This is a genomic window from Flammeovirga pectinis (assembly GCF_003970675.1).
In the GTDB taxonomy this organism is placed as follows: domain Bacteria; phylum Bacteroidota; class Bacteroidia; order Cytophagales; family Flammeovirgaceae; genus Flammeovirga; species Flammeovirga pectinis.
Window position 1 is genome coordinate 1,414,184 of sequence record NZ_CP034562.1, and the last position, 19,289, is coordinate 1,433,472.

Consider the following 19,289-nt stretch of genomic DNA (forward strand, 5'->3'; position numbering starts at 1 on the left):
AACTACTTAAAAACAAGCTGTAAACGGTGTTTTATTTAAGTCAATTTTAGAATAGTTCTTTTTGTCTTGATTTTAGAAGTATTTGTGGTTGTTTTTGCCTGTTTATGCTTGTTTATTAAAATATGCAGTTGTTTTTAACAGTAATTACGTTAGAATACGTCAAATAAATTTAAAAAAATCATTTTACTTGCGCGTTTTTGTGCGTGTAGTTACTATTGTAATGTAAACAAGACACTTAATTAGCTCTTGTAATATTGTCAATGATCTAACAAAATAATATATGAAATGAAATTACTGTTTATTACACAAATGAGTTACCAATTATAAAAACTAAAACAACTCATTTAATTTCTGAAGTTAATTTTTAGGAAACCAATTAAGTCCTAACCTAACAATTTTTATTAGGCCAGAAGCGCCTTTACGTACTTTATAATTACTACACTAATCTATACTAAATCATGAATAAACTTTTCTTGATGTTGACAAGTATGTTAATACTTTCAGCAGGGTATCTACACGCCCAAGAAAGAACAATTACGGGTAACATTATTGATGCATCCGATAAGTCGCCATTGCCAGGTGTAAATGTTGTTATTAAAGGAACAACAACTGGAGCAGTAACCGACTTTGACGGTAATTTTACAATTTTAGTTACTCCAGGCCAAGATGTTCTTACCTTTTCATTCATCGGTTATAAAACCACTGATATGAACATTGCGAATAGCGATAACATAAAAGTAAAATTAGAAACAGATGCTGAAGAACTTGAAGAAGTTGTTGTAACAGCATTAGGTATTAAAAGAGAAGAAAGATCTTTGGGGTATGCAGTTTCTGAGGTAAAATCAGAAGATTTAGGAGAAAACTCTTCTGCAAACTTAATGAACTCATTAAATGGTAAAGTTGCAGGTGTGCAGATTACGCCCGTTTCTGGTCCTGCTTCATCTTCTAACGTAGTAATACGTGGTAATGCAGTATTAGCAGGTAGTAATCAACCGTTATATGTTGTTGACGGTGTACCAATGAGTAACTCAAATTTTGATAATGCATCTGATGCAGACAATGGTGGTATTGATACGGGTGATGGTCTTTCATCAATTAACCCAGACGATATCGAAGGAATGTCGGTACTTAAAGGACCTGCAGCAACAGCTTTATATGGTACGCGTGCAATAAATGGTGTAATTTTAATTACAACAAAATCAGGAGCAGATAGAAAAGGATTAGGTATAGATTTTTCTACAGGTGTAAATTTTGATGTTGTGGGTATTACACCAACAATGCAAAATCAATATGCACACGGTACAATGGGAGCGTTTCCTACAGACCCAACTTCTACGGATGGTAACAGAATGTGGGGTCCTAAAATTACTCCAGGCATGAGAACTGATGCATATTATGATGGTGTAGAAAGAACAGTGCAACATTATGATATCTATGATCAATTCTACCGTAATGGGGTAACATTTAATAATAGTGTGTCTTTAACGGGTGGAAATGAAACATCTAATGTGAGATTCTCTTACTCAAACATGTCGAATACAGGTAATGTAGAAAATTCAACTTTTGATAGACATACATTTAACGTTAGAGGTAGCACTAAGCTAATGAACGAGAAATTAACATTAGACTCAAGAGTTACTTATACACATACAGAAGCAAGTAACAGAATGTCTATGGGTAGTTCTATCTATAATTACCAACGTGCATTAATGGGTATTCCGAATACAATTAGCATGGATTGGATGAAAAATTATAAAGATGCTAATGGTAGACCAATAGGGTATAACGATAAAAACGAAAACCCTTATTGGACGATGAACGAGGTGTCTAATAAAGATAGACAAGATAGAATGTTAGGTATGTTGAGCTTAAATTATGAGTTTAACGAGAACTTAAACCTTATTGTAAGAGGTGGTACAGATGTAACATCTTTTAGACAGAATACATTAGACCCGTTATATACTCCTTATTATGAAGAGGGTCGTGCGTATGAACGTACAAACTTACAAACAGAAAACAACATGGATTTCTTATTACAATACAGTAAGAAATTCGGAAATTTTGATATCAATACAACAGTTGGTGGATCGTACATGTATCAATTGCATGATATGACAGATGCAGGTTCTTCTAGATTTACATCTCAAGATCAGCAACATCCAGCGGCAGGTTCTGACCGTTTCTTATCATTAAGTAGATACGAAAGAGCAATTAGTTCTGTTTATGCAACGGCATCTGTTGGTTATAAAGGGTTCTTATTCTTAGATGTATCTGGTCGTAATGACTGGTCGTCAACATTGCCAATGGGTAATAATTCTTATTTCTACCCATCTATTAGTGGTTCTTGGGTATTCTCTGATATGGATTGGGATACACCAGAATGGTTATCATTTGGTAAGTTAAGAGCATCTTGGGCACAAGTGGGGTCGGATACAGATCCTTACAGCCTTTATTTACAATACAATGTTGATGGTAACCAAGGTGGATATCCTGGTATGGGATGGAACATGGGTGGAGTTGAAGGTTCTACAATTCCTAACTACAACTTACAACCATCTATGTCTAGTTCTTACGAATTTGGTCTTGACTTAAGATTATTTGATAATAAAATTGGTTTTGACATTGCTTACTACAAACAAAGTGCAACAAATCAGATACTTGGTGTAGATGTTTCTCATGGTTCTGGGTATAGCCAAGCTTTAATTAATGCTGGTGAAATTCAAAACCAAGGTGTAGAGATGATGATTAATTTCTCTCCTGTACAAACAGATAATTTCCGTTGGGATATGATGGTAACTGCCGCTTACAACCAAAACGAAGTTGTTTCTTTAACAGATGGTGTTGAATCTTACTTATTAATGCCAACTTCTGGTTCAGTATCTGTACAAGCTATTCCTGGAGAATCTTACGGTGTAATTATGGGTAAGACGTATGAAAGAGATGGTGCTGGAAATGTTGTTGTAGATGAGAATGGTTTGCCATTAGTATCAGATGATGTGAGTGAAATAGGTAATTCTATTCAACCTTGGATGGGTGGATGGAGAAACACATTCTCTTACAAAAATGTCTCTTTATCAGTATTAATTGATGGTAAATTTGGAGGTGATATCTACTCTCAAACAAACGCATCGATGTACAATAATGGTAAGCACGAAGAAACACTTGTGGGTAGAGATGATTACTACAATGGAGGTAGCTGGAATCCAGGGAATTTAGTAACAACAGATGGAAGTCCTTATACAGGTTCTGTAGATCCTGAACAATATTATAGAAGAGTATCTCAGATAGATGAGCAATTTGTTTACGATGCATCATTTATTAAGCTAAGAGAGGTGTCTATTTCTTATAGATTACCAGCAAAAACGTTAGATAGAACGCCATTTAGAAACTTATCGGTAACGGCTTATGGTAACAACTTAGGTTACCTATGGAAAAGTGCAGATAATATCGATCCTGAAGCATCATTTACAAGTGGTAATGGGCAAGGTATTGAAATGTTTAACATGCCTTTACCGAGAACATTTGGTTTCAAATTAAACGCTAACTTCTAATCTAGACAACAATGAAAAAATTATTAAAATATACAGCATTAGCAGGATCGATCTTATTGGCTTCGGCTTGTACGAAAGGTTTTGAAGAGATGAACGATAACGATTATACGAGTGGAGACATGGATCCAAAGTATCAGTTTACGTTTATACAAGCAAAATTATTTTCTAGCGGACACGAAGGGTACAGAGGTAACTTGATTATGGCTGGTCCTATGTCTGGAATTTCTATGAACCCACAATACACAACAGGTGCAGGTTTTAATAGAAGTGATGCCTTTACAGAAGCTACTTTTAGCTTGATATACAATGATATTGCTAAAAATATCGATGATATTCAAGTAAGAGTAAGTAAAGATATGGAACTGAATGGAGAGGAAAATGGTGCTAAATTAGGTCAGATTGCTATAACAAAAGTAGTGAACTATCTAAGAGCAACCATGATGTACGGAGACATTCCTTATTCTCAGGCAGGTAAAGGGTACTCTCAAGGAATTCTTTACCCAGAATATGATAACCAAGAGTTTGTTTTTGAACAAATGGTGTCGGAGTTAAAAGTGGCTAGAGATCAGATAAATGATGGGTCTACGTATAACGAAGATTTTTACTATAATGGTGATGCTTCAAGTTGGGCAAGGTTAGCGAACTCGTTGCTTATGAAAATCGGTATTTTTATGTCGAGTGCTGACCCAAATAAAGGTAAGGAAATTTTTAACGAAGCGTATACAAATTCAGCAGGTTACATTAGTTCTTTAGCAGAATCTGCTGTTTTAGGACATAATGAATCTGGTGGTCCTTGGGGACAAACAGTCAATGGATCTGGAGCTGCCAACGAAGGTAGAGTAGGTGGTGTTTCTTACCATTTCTTCTCGGATATGTCGTTAGAATCTATGCAGAAAAGAAAAGATCCACGTTTATTTTGGGTGGCTTCTCATATAGATAATTCGGGTTCTTCTACAGCTGCATTTACAGATGTATCTGCTTACACAAATTATAACCCGTTTGCTTACGATGATTCTAATGGAAGTGAGTTCAAAAGAATTCATTACAGAGGTGCAAAATCTGGCGATAGACCTGATGGTAATAGAGGAGTATATCAAAAAGGTGATCAAGTAATGTATTCTGCGTTTACTATTCAGTCTAGAGATGATGATGGTAATTACATTAATAATATGGGCTATTCTTTCCAAGATGGAGGACAATATGCTCAATTAGTAGCAGTAAACCCTAATACAATTTTAAACGCAACGTCGCCATCTATGATTATGGGTTCTGATGAAGTGCATTTTATGATTGCCGAAGCAGCAGAAAGAGGTTGGATTGGTGCAAGTTCTGTAGATCACTTTAGAATGGGTATAGAACAAGCCATTAAAAAGTACCCTCAATTTTATGCTGGTCAAGATTATGTAACTGCTTTTGTAGATTTATACAAAGAACAAACTGAGCCAGGTTATTTATGGGATGTGGCAGTAGAAGAATATATCACACAAGAAGTGAATGCATATTCTAGCTCTGCAAATAAATTAGAGGATGTAATTTACCAACATTGGTTATCACAAATTGGAAATGGTTACAATGCTTTTGCAATTTGGAATAGAACGCATCTTCCTTCAATTGTTCCTGTAAATATGAACGGAGAGAATAAAGATGTAACGTTACCTGTTTATGATAAAGACCCAATAACAGACGAAACGGCAACGCCATCAGGTACGGTATCTGTAGAACTTCATACAGGTGGTATTACAAATGGAATTAGACCTTCTCGTTTTCCTTATCCAAACAGAGAATTTACAGTAAATCCAACAAATGTTGGTAAAGCAGTATCTAGTCAGGAGGGTGGAAATCCTTCTTCAGACTTTATCTCTGCTTACCAATGGATGAGCTTTAGATAATAATAGATTTCTTTAAGAAGTAGAAAGGTTGCTTTTGTTTATCAAGAGCAGCCTTTTTTTATGCTTTTTACTATTGTTTTTAAGTTGTGTTTTATTAAAATATTCATTCTAAAATCCATTTTAAGTTGCTGATAGTCAGAAAATAAGAAAACATGGTATTAATCAGTAAATTCTAAACATTTCAGAAGCTTTTTTTGTAGACTTATTGAAACCTAGAATTAATTATTATCATGAAATTACTATCATATCTTTTAATTGCTTGTACTACTTTTTTATTATCGTGTGAGACTTATTCAGATCCTTCAATTTTAGAACTTGAAAACACCAATATAATAAGCAGTGCAAATTGGAGCATATCCAATGTTACCTACACTACTAATTTTGACCCAAATACTCGTGATGTTTCATCTACAATGAGTTATGGTCCAGGAGAAGTTTCTGTGGATTACTCAGTTACCGCTCAACTTAATGGGATTGTTAATTGGGAAACAAACCAAGCTTTAGATAAAGGACATATTTATAGATATTTTAGTGTAGAAGAATACCAATTATTTACTGAAGGATTACACGAATCGGAGTGGGGATACAGAGAATCTAATGTTCAAAGTACAAGCACCAAAAATTATCAATTGGCTGTATTTGTAGTAGACAATACTAGATTTAGAATACGTATTTATGATGATGAACCGGATAGGTTATTTTGCTATTATGATCGAAGTGAAAGGTCTGAAGGGGTTACTTATAAATTTCATTTAGAATTTTGGATGGACAAAGTAGATTAAAGAAAATACAAATAATTATTTTCTTATGTATCTCAATTCTATAATACCTGATTGATATTGTTTACTAGAAATTAAATCAAAAGTTGTTTTAGTACCAATTGGCTGGAAAAGAGGTATACCGGTACCAATCACTACAGGAATAATAAATAAACGGAGTTCATCAATAAGTCTATGATCTTCTAAAAGTGCATTCACTTTCCCTCCGCCAACAAGCCAAATGTCTTTCTCGTTCTCTTCTTCTTTTAGCACTTTAATTTGTTCAATAATGTCTTCGTGTAAAAAAGTGACGTATGCATCGTTATCACTTTCGCTAGATTTAGTAATTACAAAGTTACGTTTACCAGTATAAGGAAATTCTACATCTAGGCTTTGGATTTTCTGATAGGTCGAATTGCCCATAATTGTGGTGTCAATACTATCAAAGAATTCTTGATAGCCATAACGTTCTTTTTCGGGGTTTGTGAAATCGTCTAACCATTCTATACCTCCTTTAGAATCAGCTATTTTCCCGTCTATACTTGTAGCAATGTAACAGATTATTTTTCTCATGGGTTGTTAAATTTTTAGATCAGTATTTGTAGAAGTTAACAAAATAAATCTGACTATACAAAAAGTTGTAAATGTGTTTTTAAGTAGTAATGTAAATAATTATTTAATTTAAATATATTGTTTTTAAGGTAGTTAAGAGGGTTTTTGACACGATTGTAATTGAATTATAAAAAGATGTGATTAATTGTAGAAATTACAATAATTATTAAACAATTTTGTGTCTTACTCGTATATAGTTAGTATATTATTTAAAAGGAATCTATCAAATTTATACATATAATATGAAGCCAATCAAATTAGGATCAATACAGCTTATGCCAATTGCTCAATTAGGCATTTTATTAACAATAATATTATTAGGTGCTTGGGCAGTTATTAAAACGCTTTTAGTGTCTAAAGGAATAGATGTTCCGCAACGTTATTACGTATATGTACCGGTGCTGATTTTTTCTAGTGTTTGGCCTTTTATGATTAGTAGAGGAATAGAAGAAAACCCTGAATTTGAACCGGAAAATAAATAGAAAGTATATAATTTGAATAAAAAAAGGTGATACATTACTAAATGTATCACCTTTTTTTATTCGTCTTCTTTATAAATAGAAGGTAGTGTTATTTCTTTATAAACTACAATTAATCTTAGTACTATAATTAAAGCAATAGGAAGCAATTGATAGATACCGTCTTTACATTCAAAATGTACAAGAAGAATGTAGAAACCACCACCAATAATACTCACTGTAGCGTAAATTTCTTTCTGGAAAATTACAGGTATTTCGTTAACTAAAATATCTCTTGATACACCGCCAAAAGCTCCAGTAATAACTCCTAAAATAATACAGATTGTATAATTTAAATCAAACGATAAACCAACCTGAACCCCTATAACGGTAAATAAGGCCAGACCTATGGTATCAAACAATAAAAGTTGAACGCGTAAAATCTCTAATCGATCTTGGAATACCATGGCAAAAACTGCCCCTCCAAGAATAAAATAGATATAATTGGGGTCCGTAATCCAAAATATATCTCTCCCTTCGATAAGGATATCCCTTAACGTTCCTCCTCCCACAGCAGTTACAAAGGCTACTATGAGAACACCAAATGGATCAAGTCGCTTATTCATAGCAACTAGCGCCCCAGAAATTGCCAAGGCAAAAGATCCAATAATACCTATATAGTAAAATATTTCTTCCATGTGCTTAAAAATTTGTGCGCAAAGATTAAAAAAAAAATATAGCACACAATACTTCTTTAGTGAAAAAATGTAAACAGTTTAAAATCAGTTGCTAGTAAAATTAATAAACGGTCTTAGTTGCTAGTAGTCAGCTTGTTGGGTACTCAAAATTTGAAATATTTTAATACTAAATTAGATTAAGATTTTGTGGATAATTTTTCTATTTTTGTAACCTCAAATTTAGAAAGACATCCTGCAATGGCATATATCATATACGATACGGAAACCACAGGTTTACCGAAGAACTTTAATGCACCAATAACAGATCTAGAAAACTGGCCAAGAGTGGTTCAACTCGCATGGCAGTTACACGATGATCATGGTAAATTAATTAAGGCGCAAAACTTAATTGTGAAGCCTGATGGATATACCATACCATTTAATGCAACAAAAGTTCACGGTATTACTACAGATCATGCAATTGAACATGGCCACGATCTGAAAGGGGTATTAGAAGAGTTTCGTATTGACCTAGCCAAAGCAGATAGACAAATTGGTCATAACCTACAATTTGATATCAATGTAACGGGTGCAGAATTTTTACGTTGCGACCTAGAAAGTGAAATAATGAGTGTTGAGGTAATCGACACCATGATTTCTTCTACAGAATTTTGTGCATTGCCTGGTGGTAGAGGTGGTAAATTTAAATCACCATCACTAACAGAACTTCATAATAAATTATTTGGAGTTCCGTTTGCAGACGCCCATGATGCGGCGTATGATGTTGATGCTACAGCAAGATGTTTCTTTGGATTAATAGAGCATGGTGTTGTTGTTCCAATTCATGATGTTCCCGTAGAAGAAGTTGTTTACGAAGCTCCTGACTTAGACGAAGCCAATTTTGCGTCTAAAACGCAGGCAACAGAATTAGGCAGAGGTAAGGTGAGCAGGGAAGAAGGTTTAGCACGTTTAAAAGATGTGCAATTTACCCATTTACATACCCATACTCAGTTTTCTATTCTTAGAGCTACCTGTACTATTGCAGATTTGGTGGCTAAATCTCAAGAAGAAGGTTGCGAAGCAGTTTGTCTTACCGATCATGGTAATATGTATACTGCCTATCACTTTGTTCGCGATGTTTTAAAAGCAGAATTAAAACCGATTATTGGTTTAGAATTTTACATTGTAAAAGAGCATAAGAAAAGGAAATTTACAAGAGATGATCCAGACAGAAGAGCATCGCAGGTATTGATTGCTAAAAACAAGGCAGGATATCATAACCTTGCAAAATTATCTTCTCAAGGATTTATTGATGGCGCATATACAGACAGAGATGGTACATATGCTAGAATCGATAAAGAACTTCTTTTAGAGTATAAAGGAGATTTAATTGCAACGACTGGCGGATTACAAAGTCCTGTAAATAACCTTATCCTTAATGTGGGAGAGGAACAAGCAGAGCAAGAATTTGTTTGGTGGTTAGAGAATTTTCAAGATGATTTTTATATAGAACTTTGTAGACATGGCTTAGAAGAAGAAGACCATGTAAATGAAGTTTTATTACGTTTTGCAGAGAAATATGGTGTAAAGTATTTTGCAGCAAACAACGTTTATTATATAAATGAGGAAGGATCTGATGCACACGATATTTTATTATGTGTAAAAGATGGAGAGAAAAAATCGACCCCTATTGGTAGAGGAAGAGGTTTTCGCTTTGGTTTTCCTAATAGCCAGTTTTATTTTAAATCTGGCCAAGAAATGAAAGAGTTATTCTATGATTTACCCGAAGCTATAGAATGTACTCAAGAGGTTGTAGATAAAATTGAGCCTTATAAGTTACAACGCGATGTACTTCTACCAGCTTTCGATATTCCAGAAGAGTTTGTTAACCCTGAAGATGCGATTGATGGAAAGAAAAGAGGTGAAAATGCATTTTTAAAGCATTTAACATACGTTGGTGCAGAAAAAAGATACGGTACAATTACAGAAGATATAAAAGAACGTCTTGATTTTGAATTGGCAACAATTGAGAATACGGGGTATCCGGGTTACTTCTTAATTGTACAAGATTTTACTACGGAAGCAAGAAATATGGGTGTTTCTGTAGGTCCTGGTCGTGGTTCTGCTGCAGGTTCTGCTGTAGCTTATGCAATTGGTATTACCAATGTTGATCCTATTAAATATGATCTTCTATTTGAGAGATTCCTTAATCCAGACCGTGTATCTCTACCCGATATTGATATTGATTTTGATGATGAGGGTAGACAGAAGATCATAAACTGGGTAGTTGATAAATACGGTTTTAATCAAGTATCTCATATTATTACTTATGGTACAATGGCGGCAAAATCGTCTATTAAAGATACCGCAAGGGTAATGGATTTACCTTTAAGTGATTCAGACCGTTTGGCAAAGCTTGTTCCAGACATGAAGCTGAAAAAGCTTTTTGGAATGAGTGATCAACAGTTAGAAGATAAATTGAATTCTGAACAAATGGAAATGGCCAATCAGTTAAAAGCTGTTGCCGAAGAACATAGTTTAGAAGGTCAAGTTTTAAATACAGCAAGGGTATTAGAAGGATCAATTAGAAATACAGGTATTCATGCCTGTGGTATTATTATCACACCAGATGATATTACAAAATTTATTCCTGTAACTACCGCCAAAGATGCAGACTTGCTTGTTACTCAGTTTGATAACTCAGTAGTAGAGAATGCAGGAATGCTAAAAATGGACTTCTTAGGATTGAGAACTTTATCGATCATTAAGGATGCTATTAAATTAATTAAATTAAGACATGGAATACAAATCGACCCAGATGATATTCCATTAGATGATAGAAAGACATACGAACTGTATCAACGTGGAGAGACCAACGGTACTTTCCAATTTGAATCAGCTGGTATGCAAAAGCACTTAAGAGCACTAAAACCCGATGTTTTTGGTGATTTGATCGCCATGAACGCCCTGTATAGACCAGGTCCTTTGGAATACATTCCTAACTTTATCGCCCGTAAACATGGTGATGAAGAGATTGTATATGATATTCCAAAAATGGATGAATACCTTGCAGAAACGTACGGTATTACGGTTTATCAAGAACAGGTAATGCTCTTGTCGCAATCTTTGGCAGGGTTTACCAAAGGTGAAGCGGATATGCTTCGTAAGGCAATGGGTAAGAAAATTTTCGCCTTACTAGAGCAACTGAAACCTAAGTTTATTGAAGGGGGAACAGGCAATGGTCACGACCAGAAAGCACTTGAAAAAGTATGGACTGACTGGGAAGCCTTTGCAGCCTATGCATTTAACAAGTCTCACTCGACATGTTATTCTGTAGTTGCCTTCCATACTGGGTATCTAAAAGCAAATTACCCAGCAGAATATATGGCATCTGTGCTTACGCATAATATGAGCGATATCAAGAAGGTAACGTTCTTTATGGAAGAGTGTAGTAGAATGGGTATTCCTGTTTTAGGACCAGATGTAAACGAATCGGAGTACAAATTCTCTGTCAACTCAGAAGGAGCCATTCGCTTTGGATTAGGAGCTGTAAAAGGAATTGGTTCAGGGCCAATTAATGCTATTATTGAAGGGCGCGAAGAAAAACCTTACGAATCTATTTTTGATTTTGTAGAGCGTGTAAATCTAAAAGCTGTTAACCGTAAGGTAATGGAAAGTTTAGCATATGCAGGTTCTTTTGATAATTATGAATTTCATAGAGCACAATACTTCCATATTCCTGAAGGAGAGAAATATTCTGGTATAGATCTTATTTTACGTTACGGAAACAGGGTGCAAGCGGATAAACTCTCTGCCCAAGCCTCTTTATTTGGTAGTTCAACTGGTGGTTCTGTGCCACCTCCAAAATTACCAGAATTAGAACAATGGTCTAAATTAGTAGAGCTTAGATTCGAGAAAGAAGTTGTAGGTTTCTTTATTTCAGGGCATCCTTTAGATATGTACAGAATGGAATTAGATAATTTCTGTATTCCTGTTAAAAATATTGATTTACACAAGCAGCAAGAAATCAAAGTCGGAGGTATGATTACCGAAGCAAAAATTCTTGAAAGTAAAAACGGTAATAAGTTTGGTATCCTTACTTTAGAAGATTACGAACAAACCACGCAAATGGCAATGTTTGGAGAAAACTTCAACCTTAACAAGCACTTCTTAAACGAAGGTGATTTTGTATGTATATTAGGTCAGGTAAAAGAAAATTATAGAACTCCGGGTCTTTGGGAATTAAGCCCCAAAAAGATAATGCCGTTATCTTCTGTAAAAGATCAATTCTGTAAAGGAATAGATTTATCTATAGATGTTGTGGCTTTAACAGACGATACTATTATGGAATTAGTTTCTATAGTTTCTGAACATCAGGGTACTAGAGAAATGTCTTTAGAAGTAATTTCTAGAGAAGATAATATGGTAGTTAATTTATTCTCAAGATCTTATAAAGTTGATCCTTCTACAGAGTTACTAAATGAGCTAGATCAGTTAGAAGGGATAGAATACAGAGTATTTTAAGCCAATATTTACCGTCTTTTTGAAAAAAATATTAATGATTTTAATCAATGCGTATTTGAAAATATTATTGAAATACCATTTTAAAGTGTAAATTATAAAAAAATTATATTTCAATATTAACAGTTAAGTCAATATATAATTTTGTTTTAATTGGTAAATGTATCTGATACGTTTATTATTTAACTGTATTGCAACTAATTAGAATGTGTAAATAATTTGCAAATTGAGATATATACATTTATTTTTGTACCATTAATAATACAAGAATTTATATCTGTTGCAATAATTTTAATAATCATGAGCCAAATAGCAATCGTTGCTGCAGCTGAAGCTGCATTAGACAAATTAACTAAATTGAATAAAAAAGGGGAGTACGATCAACAAGTTAATGACTTGAATTGGGTACTTGCTAGTTTTAAAAATGATGGCAACCCAGAAGGCGTTTATCAAAAAGTTGCTGAAGCACAAACAGTCCTTGCTGCTTTAAAAACAAAGAAGCCAAGAAGCGTAGCTAAATCTTTAATGGATACATTAGCAAAAGCGTTGGCTTAGTCCAAAAATTCAAAAAGATTAGAAGGTTACTTTTTTTAGTAGCCTTTTTTTGTGTCTAATAAATCATGAAATAATAAATAAGGATTGTGATACTATCTTTTAAAAGTCGTATTTTCATGTAAATTATAATTACCGAATATGAAAAAGATTTTATCTATAATTGCAATCTCAGCAGCATTAATGTTTGCAGGTTGTTGTACTTCTTCTGATACTGCAGACAATAAAGCATGTTGCAAAGACAAAACAGAAAGCTGCTGTGTAAATAAAGAAGGATGTGCTTCTTGTGAACACTGCAAAAATGGTGATAAAGAAAGTTGTAAAGTAGCTTCAGAAAAAGGTGAAGCGAAGGCTTGCTGTAAAGAAAAAGTAGCCAATGGCGAAAAAGCTTGTTGTAAAAAAGAAGCGTAGATACTTTACTTAAGTGAGCTTAAATATAGCCTTAGAATAAAAAAAGTGATACAACTCAAAATTGTATCACTTTTTTTTGTGTTACTTTTTATTTCATATTTAGAATATCAACCGATTGAACTATCTTAGTATACTATCTCTTCAAATATTACATTAATGCAAATACTTAAAAAACTACTTTCAATCTTAATTCTAATTTTACTTGGGCAACCATTATTTGCACAAGAGCGTATGTTCGAGTTTCATTCCTACGGTAGAGTGGGTGTGTCGTCTTCTCTTTATGAGGATAAAGTGGGAGCTCGGTTAAACCTAACTGGTCAAGGAGCCTTAGGCGGTAGATTAGAAGAAAATGATTATATAGAAATGACAGGTGTTGCAAGGATTGATAAAATCTTTAAAATGACGCCAGACAAACCGAAGATAAAGTTTGTACTTACCACTCAATCGTTCTCTGGTGATAATACTTTTATAGCGAACAATACAAAGACCAACTTTGTAGAGATGTACCTAGATATACAAGACACTTTACTTAATGTTCCGTTTCACCTTTGGGTGGGAAGTAAATATTTTAGAGATAAGAATATTGATATAGCCGATTATTTTCAGTTTAATAACCTAACAGGCCAAGGATTTGGATTAACTGTAGGTAAAACAACGGTTTCATTAATTAAAGCATTGGTTTCTCAAGACCAACCCAATAACCCTTACGGTGATTCTAACTACGAAGATGGTAGACAAAAACACGTGTTATCTATACAACATGTAGTTGATATAAATGAGTACAACAAACTTAATTTTCTTGGAGAATACCACTTCACAGGGTACGATTCTCTCAATGATCCTCAGTTTATAATAGATAAAGTAAGTGATTATGGGTGGTTATTAGGTGTAATGCACAGTTATAAAAAAGAAAATTTCTTTAATAATGTCACTCTTAGGTATGGAAGTAGAATAGCCAATGGTCCCGGTGATGATGGGTGGTCTTCTCGATCGTTTATCAACTTTGGAAACCCAAATAATAAAGGGCAATATGATGGAGCGCGAGGTATTAATATTACAGAAAACTTTGTTTATGACGTAAATAAATTTTGGGGTGTTACAGGTTATGCCGTCTATAGGTATGCAATGGGGGCAAAACTACCAGTTTATATTTCAGAAAATAGACCAAATCAGAAATGGGATTTATCTATAGGAGTTCGACCTATGATTTATCTAATGGATAAAATTCAATTAATGTTAGAGTACAATTTTCAACTGAGGGATTTTGATGAGTTTACCAATGGAATTGTAGGTGTAGATCCTGGGTTGGGTCAGATGAATAAATTTACTTTTGCACCTGTGTATGTACCAACTGGAGAACGGTCTGTAATGGCAAGACCTCAAATTAGATTAGTGTATACAATAGCTGTTTATAATGATGTTGTTAAAGATTATCAGCTTTCTCAATATTACGAAGCGGGTAACGCCGGCAACCTAGGACATTATTTAGGGTTGAAAACAGAATGGTGGTTTTAATCAAAAAAGGCTTATTTGAACAACTTCAAATAAACCTTTTTCATAAATCATCACTTTCTAAGTAGAATACATTTTGTATTTATGAAATCTAGAAACCAATAATAAAATAAGTACTGCAATTACGCCATCTTATTCACCATCATTAATGTGAGTAACCCTGCACTTCCGTAATAAATAATCTTGGTGCTTTTCTCCTATTATATCGTTTGTCCTACACTTGGTAATGTAAGGTGCTTTCCACTACTTTTAAATAATGAAATAGCTTTTTCGTGGTCTATTTTGATAGGAGGGAATGTGTCAAAATGATACCCAATAATGTTATTACATTCAATATATTCCGCAGCAAAAAGTGCATCTTCATAACCCATCGTGAAATTATCTCCAACAGGTAAAATAGCAACATCTAATTTAGGACATGTTTTTGGAATGAGTTTCATATCCATTGTTAGAGCTGTATCTCCAGCAATATAGATCGATTCATTATCGTTCCATAGTACAAAACCTCCAGGGTTTCCACCATACGTTCCATCAGGAAGCACACTAGAGTGAACTGCATTTACATACTTAACTGTACCAAAATCAAAGGTAAACTTACCTCCGTGGTTCATAGGGTGTCCTTCAAATCCTTTTTCACCATAATAAGAAACAATTTCGAAGTTAGAGATAATAGGTGCTTTAGTGCGTGAAGCAATTGCTTCTACATCAACAACGTGGTCTTGATGGCCATGAGTAACCAAGATATAATCAACATCAAGGGTGTCGATATCGATGTCTTTTGCCAATTCATTGGGTGTAATAAATGGATCTACTAAAAGGTTCTTACCTCCAAACTCTATTAACAGAGAGGCGTGCCCTAGAAATTTAATTTTCATTTTTAAAGAATTAGTTAATTGTTCTAACGAATATAGAAATTCTGAGTGTATAACCCTTTTAAAAAGTAATGCTTTTTTATTATTTATTGTGAATGAGTATTCATTAAAGGTGCTTTGTTTGTTATTTCTAGGTATTAAGTCTATTTTTGTCTTTTAATTTTTTAAAGAAAGAAGTGTTAGGACTTATGTTTTGATTCTTCTCTTGAACCAGATTTACAAAAAATGAAGTTTCTATTTATCTACGATGCGTTAAATTATTCTTTACTATTAACTGTCGAAAAAAGGATACAGCTAAAAAAAGAATTAGATATTACCCTCAACTCAAATAAAGTAAAATTATTGAAAAACGGGGATCCTGTAATGGTGCTATCAGGAAGTAATAATACGAAAAGGCCACTGTTTGTTTCGTCTCTTGAATTAGATGAAGAAGCAATCGAAGAATTGTTTTTAAAATACCAATTAGATAAATTCTATGAGGTTAATGAGGAAGAAGAAGTCGGGGCTTAAGCAAGAATTTATTTATAAATACTTGGGTTAAATGCTTTTGCTGCTACTGTGACTTTATCTCCGATTGAAAAACTATCAACTTCATCTTTATCAAGAATTACTTTTACAAGGTGGTTACCAATAAAAAGTGTAGCCACATGTAAAATATCATGTTTCTCTATTGCTAATATTTCTGCTGTAAACTTAAACTTTCCGCTTAGATCTGCAGAAGAGAAAAACTCTTGAGGAGATGCAATTTTTGCTACTTTCCCATCATTAATTCCAATTACTTGATGTGTTAGTTTATAAAGTTCACCAATATCATGGCTTATCATAAAAATGGTAGGCTTAAGTTGTTTATGTAATTCAATAAGATAAAGTTGCAGTTTCTGTCTCATTTTTGGGTCTAGGGCAGAGAGGGGCTCGTCTAATAATAACACTTTAGGAGACTGTACCATTGCTCTTGCCATTCCCACTCTTTGCTTTTGTCCTCCAGATAGTGTTGAGGGATATTGGTCTATCAAGTCTGATAATTCCATAATCTCAATCAATTGGTTTATAATTGCTTTGTCTGTTCCTTTTTTAAGAGCATATTTTAAATTCTCATGAACAGTCATGTTTGGGAACAATGCAAAATCTTGAAATACCATTCCTACTTCTCTTTTTTGAGGAGGTAAATCAATTTTTAGATTTGAATTAAACCACTCTTTTCCACCTACCTTTAAATACCCTTTATCTGGAGTTGATAAGCCAGTAATTAACCGTAATAACGTAGTTTTTCCTGCTCCTGAAGGTCCGTATATACCTACAAAATCTCCTTCATTTACCTCAAAATTGATAGCAATAGAAAAGCCATCTTTTTTATTTGGGAATGCTTTCTGAATAGCGATCTCTATCATTATAATTTATTTTTTGAGGAACGAATTGTTAATGAAGTAAAGAGAAAACAAGATACAAAACGAAATAATAAACAACACAATAGAGTAATTACCAGCACTCGTATAGTCTAGCCTTTCTACTTGGTCATAAATAGCAATTGATGCTACCCTAGTTTTATTAGATATATTTCCACCAATCATTAGTACTACACCAAACTCTCCGATTGTATGTGCAAAAGACAAGACAATACCAGTTAAAATTGCAGGTTTCATGTTAGGGAGAAGTACTTTAAAGAGAATATTAATTTTACTCTTCCCCAAAAGGATAGCAGCTTCAGACAACTGTTTGGGCAAACTTTGAAAACCTGCTTGTACAGGCTGAACCATAAACGGAAGGCTGTAAATTAAACTACCCACTACTAAACCTGTGAAAGAAAAAATAAGGCGTAAACCAAAAGTATCGTCTAACCATTTTCCAAATATATTATTCGGACTAAAAGCCAATAAGAGGTAAAAGCCGAGAACTGTAGGGGGTAACACAATTGGTAAACTAACAATACTTTCTAAGATTGCTTTGATATAAGATTTTTGACGTGATATAAATAATGCCAAAGGAATACCTATAAATAACAAGCATAATGTAGTGATGCAAGCTAGTTTGAATGTAAGCAGTAAAGGAGACCAATCAATCATATGCAATCATAATTTCATTTGATTTAATACCAAGGTAGACATTTGTATCAAGTGATAAATTTAAAACATTTAATTGTTGGGAAGTTATTAAGGCCTTTATATTTCCAATAGCAGTAGCAATAATTAAATTGCACATGATTTTCCCGTTGTCAATATCAATAATTTTTCCTTGAAATGAATTTTCAATACTACTTACTTCTAAAGAAGTTGTACTTATAATTACTTCGGTATTTTTAAAAAGTATACAAACTGGGTAATCAACTTTCAATTTCTGATTTGTCTCTTTATTATCTAAAACAACAATCGAGAAACTGATAGAAGAACAATTTACGTGTACTAAAGAAGCTATTCCTTCAGATATGACTTCTGTAATTTTACCTTTTAACGAATTCACTCACTTAATTATTTAGCGGATCAATTATTTTTTGGCCTTTTTCACTTAAAATAAATTGTTCAAATTGTTGAGCTAATTTAACCCTATCACCTTTTATAGTGACAATACCCTGTTTGATGGGTTGGTATAAACTGTCCTCAACCATTATCCATTTTCCTTTATTTTTTAAGAAATCTGAATTTACAATAAAAAGTGAAGTGAAACCGAAGTCAGCAGCTTTTGATAAGATAAATTGATTAGTTTGAGATATGCTTTCTCCTTTTACAATTTTTTGATTGATAGTATTTCCGAATTTTTTTTTGATTGTTTCAGCTGCTGCAATACCGTAAGGAGCAGTAACTGGATTGGCAATGCAGATATGCTTTACGTTGTTATTTTTAAGAATATCGAGCGTATTAAAAAGGGTATCTTTTAAACTCCATAAAACAAGTTTTCCTTGTGTATATATTTTTGGTCTGCCTAGTGTTTTATTTTCGTTGAAAAGTATTTCTGGATACTTCATGTCTGCAGAAATAAAAATATCGAAGGGAGCACCCGAAATAATTTGAGCACATAACTTCCCTGAAGAACTTACAATCATTTCACATTCAATATTAGTTTCTTGAGTGAAAGCCTCACAAAGTTTTTTACTTACAAATTGCATGTTTGATGCTGTTGCGATTTGAAGTTTATTGTTGTTTTCTGAAGTACAATTAGTTAGTAATACTACTAGAATTAAATTGGAAAGTATATATCTCATCTTGATGTTTAAATAATAATGCAAATTACGTTAAAATGGTTAATATTAGACATAATACTTCTCAATTTTTCACATCAGTCATCCTGTAACAATGCATAAAATGGATGATTTTTATTTCGTATCGGCAGATATTTTTTTTAAAAGTAATATAAATTTGTAACTTATTGTAGTCAAATCTCCAAACTGTGTCACTCTCTGTCTATGTACTATCAATGCCTTTACCAACAAAATTCGAATTTCTTCTTTACATGTTATTTTAAATATTCTCAAGCACCAATACTTT

16 protein-coding genes are annotated in these 19,289 nt (G+C 33.5%); 9 read left to right on the plus strand and 7 right to left on the minus strand.

The window, feature by feature from the left end:
* Positions 1-458 precede the first annotated feature (458 nt).
* The 3 genes from EI427_RS05670 to EI427_RS05680 all read left to right on the plus strand — a co-directional run bounded on the left by EI427_RS05670 (position 459) and on the right by EI427_RS05680 (position 6,222).
* A complete protein-coding gene (locus EI427_RS05670; protein WP_126612540.1) occupies positions 459-3,551 on the plus strand; it encodes a SusC/RagA family TonB-linked outer membrane protein in 3,093 nt (1,030 codons plus the stop codon).
* An 11-nt stretch (positions 3,552-3,562) separates the two neighbouring features.
* Entirely contained in the window at positions 3,563-5,440 is a 1,878-nt protein-coding gene (locus EI427_RS05675; protein ID WP_126612542.1) for a SusD/RagB family nutrient-binding outer membrane lipoprotein, read from the plus strand.
* Positions 5,441-5,670: 230 nt separating this feature from the next.
* Positions 5,671-6,222: a hypothetical protein gene (locus tag EI427_RS05680; RefSeq protein ID WP_126612544.1), complete on the plus strand. Its 552-nt coding sequence runs from the start codon at positions 5,671-5,673 to the stop codon at positions 6,220-6,222.
* A 15-nt stretch (positions 6,223-6,237) separates the two neighbouring features.
* On the opposite strand, the gene EI427_RS05685 is transcribed toward EI427_RS05680, so the two are convergent.
* Positions 6,238-6,771, minus strand: coding sequence for a dihydrofolate reductase family protein (locus EI427_RS05685; protein WP_126612546.1), 534 nt, complete (start codon positions 6,769-6,771; stop codon positions 6,238-6,240).
* A gap of 281 nt (positions 6,772-7,052) precedes the next feature.
* On the opposite strand from EI427_RS05685, the gene EI427_RS05690 reads away from it, so the two are divergent.
* A complete protein-coding gene (locus tag EI427_RS05690) occupies positions 7,053-7,292 on the plus strand; it encodes a hypothetical protein (protein WP_126612548.1) in 240 nt (79 codons plus the stop codon).
* Positions 7,293-7,348: 56 nt separating this feature from the next.
* Here EI427_RS05690 and EI427_RS05695 read toward each other — a convergent pair whose 3' ends face one another.
* Positions 7,349-7,966, minus strand: a complete 618-nt coding sequence (locus EI427_RS05695; RefSeq protein ID WP_126612550.1) for a trimeric intracellular cation channel family protein — start codon at positions 7,964-7,966, stop codon at positions 7,349-7,351.
* Positions 7,967-8,203: 237 nt separating this feature from the next.
* On the opposite strand from EI427_RS05695, the gene dnaE reads away from it, so the two are divergent.
* The 4 genes from dnaE (at position 8,204) to EI427_RS05715 (ending at position 14,944) form a co-directional block, all read left to right on the plus strand.
* Positions 8,204-12,469, plus strand: a complete 4,266-nt coding sequence (gene dnaE / locus EI427_RS05700) for a DNA polymerase III subunit alpha (protein WP_126612552.1) — start codon at positions 8,204-8,206, stop codon at positions 12,467-12,469.
* 297 nt (positions 12,470-12,766) lie between these two features.
* Positions 12,767-13,021, plus strand: coding sequence for a hypothetical protein (locus EI427_RS05705; RefSeq protein ID WP_126612554.1), 255 nt, complete (start codon positions 12,767-12,769; stop codon positions 13,019-13,021).
* A gap of 138 nt (positions 13,022-13,159) precedes the next feature.
* The gene (locus EI427_RS05710; protein WP_126612556.1) at positions 13,160-13,429 is read left to right on the plus strand and encodes a hypothetical protein; all 270 of its coding nucleotides are present in this window, start codon (positions 13,160-13,162) and stop codon (positions 13,427-13,429) included.
* Between the two features lie 156 nt (positions 13,430-13,585).
* Positions 13,586-14,944, plus strand: a complete 1,359-nt coding sequence (locus EI427_RS05715) for a carbohydrate porin (RefSeq protein WP_126612558.1) — start codon at positions 13,586-13,588, stop codon at positions 14,942-14,944.
* A gap of 197 nt (positions 14,945-15,141) precedes the next feature.
* On the opposite strand, the gene EI427_RS05720 is transcribed toward EI427_RS05715, so the two are convergent.
* A complete protein-coding gene (locus tag EI427_RS05720; RefSeq protein WP_126612560.1) occupies positions 15,142-15,816 on the minus strand; it encodes a metal-dependent hydrolase in 675 nt (224 codons plus the stop codon).
* A 222-nt stretch (positions 15,817-16,038) separates the two neighbouring features.
* On the opposite strand from EI427_RS05720, the gene EI427_RS05725 reads away from it, so the two are divergent.
* The gene (locus EI427_RS05725) at positions 16,039-16,323 is read left to right on the plus strand and encodes a hypothetical protein (protein WP_126612562.1); all 285 of its coding nucleotides are present in this window, start codon (positions 16,039-16,041) and stop codon (positions 16,321-16,323) included.
* An 8-nt stretch (positions 16,324-16,331) separates the two neighbouring features.
* On the opposite strand, the gene EI427_RS05730 is transcribed toward EI427_RS05725, so the two are convergent.
* The 4 genes from EI427_RS05730 to modA are packed head-to-tail and all read right to left on the minus strand — an operon-like array spanning position 16,332 to position 19,006.
* Positions 16,332-17,201: a sulfate/molybdate ABC transporter ATP-binding protein gene (locus EI427_RS05730; RefSeq protein ID WP_126612564.1), complete on the minus strand. Its 870-nt coding sequence runs from the start codon at positions 17,199-17,201 to the stop codon at positions 16,332-16,334.
* A 6-nt stretch (positions 17,202-17,207) separates the two neighbouring features.
* Positions 17,208-17,873 (minus strand): molybdate ABC transporter permease subunit, encoded by a 666-nt coding sequence (gene modB, locus EI427_RS05735; RefSeq protein WP_205727904.1) that lies wholly within the window; start codon positions 17,871-17,873, stop codon positions 17,208-17,210.
* Entirely contained in the window at positions 17,866-18,267 is a 402-nt protein-coding gene (locus EI427_RS05740) for a TOBE domain-containing protein (protein WP_126612567.1), read from the minus strand. Before EI427_RS05740 ends, modB begins: the two co-directional genes overlap by 8 nt.
* Positions 18,268-18,271: 4 nt before the next feature.
* Entirely contained in the window at positions 18,272-19,006 is a 735-nt protein-coding gene (gene modA, locus EI427_RS05745) for a molybdate ABC transporter substrate-binding protein (protein ID WP_126612569.1), read from the minus strand.
* Positions 19,007-19,289 lie beyond the last annotated feature (283 nt).

Bases quoted from the DNA above. Each gene is read 5' to 3' on its own strand.
- EI427_RS05670 (WP_126612540.1), top strand. From the start codon at position 459: ATGAATAAACTTTTCTTGATGTTGACAAGTATGTTAATACTTTCAGCA.
- EI427_RS05675 (WP_126612542.1), top strand. From the start codon at position 3,563: ATGAAAAAATTATTAAAATATACAGCATTAGCAGGATCGATCTTATTG.
- EI427_RS05680 (WP_126612544.1), top strand. From the start codon at position 5,671: ATGAAATTACTATCATATCTTTTAATTGCTTGTACTACTTTTTTATTA.
- EI427_RS05685 (WP_126612546.1), bottom strand. From the start codon at position 6,771: ATGAGAAAAATAATCTGTTACATTGCTACAAGTATAGACGGGAAAATA.
- EI427_RS05690 (WP_126612548.1), top strand. From the start codon at position 7,053: ATGAAGCCAATCAAATTAGGATCAATACAGCTTATGCCAATTGCTCAA.
- EI427_RS05695 (WP_126612550.1), bottom strand. From the start codon at position 7,966: ATGGAAGAAATATTTTACTATATAGGTATTATTGGATCTTTTGCCTTG.
- dnaE (WP_126612552.1), top strand. From the start codon at position 8,204: ATGGCATATATCATATACGATACGGAAACCACAGGTTTACCGAAGAAC.
- EI427_RS05705 (WP_126612554.1), top strand. From the start codon at position 12,767: ATGAGCCAAATAGCAATCGTTGCTGCAGCTGAAGCTGCATTAGACAAA.
- EI427_RS05710 (WP_126612556.1), top strand. From the start codon at position 13,160: ATGAAAAAGATTTTATCTATAATTGCAATCTCAGCAGCATTAATGTTT.
- EI427_RS05715 (WP_126612558.1), top strand. From the start codon at position 13,586: ATGCAAATACTTAAAAAACTACTTTCAATCTTAATTCTAATTTTACTT.
- EI427_RS05720 (WP_126612560.1), bottom strand. From the start codon at position 15,816: ATGAAAATTAAATTTCTAGGGCACGCCTCTCTGTTAATAGAGTTTGGA.
- EI427_RS05725 (WP_126612562.1), top strand. From the start codon at position 16,039: ATGAAGTTTCTATTTATCTACGATGCGTTAAATTATTCTTTACTATTA.
- EI427_RS05730 (WP_126612564.1), bottom strand. From the start codon at position 17,201: ATGATAGAGATCGCTATTCAGAAAGCATTCCCAAATAAAAAAGATGGC.
- modB (WP_205727904.1), bottom strand. From the start codon at position 17,873: ATGATTGATTGGTCTCCTTTACTGCTTACATTCAAACTAGCTTGCATC.
- modA (WP_126612569.1), bottom strand. From the start codon at position 19,006: ATGAGATATATACTTTCCAATTTAATTCTAGTAGTATTACTAACTAAT.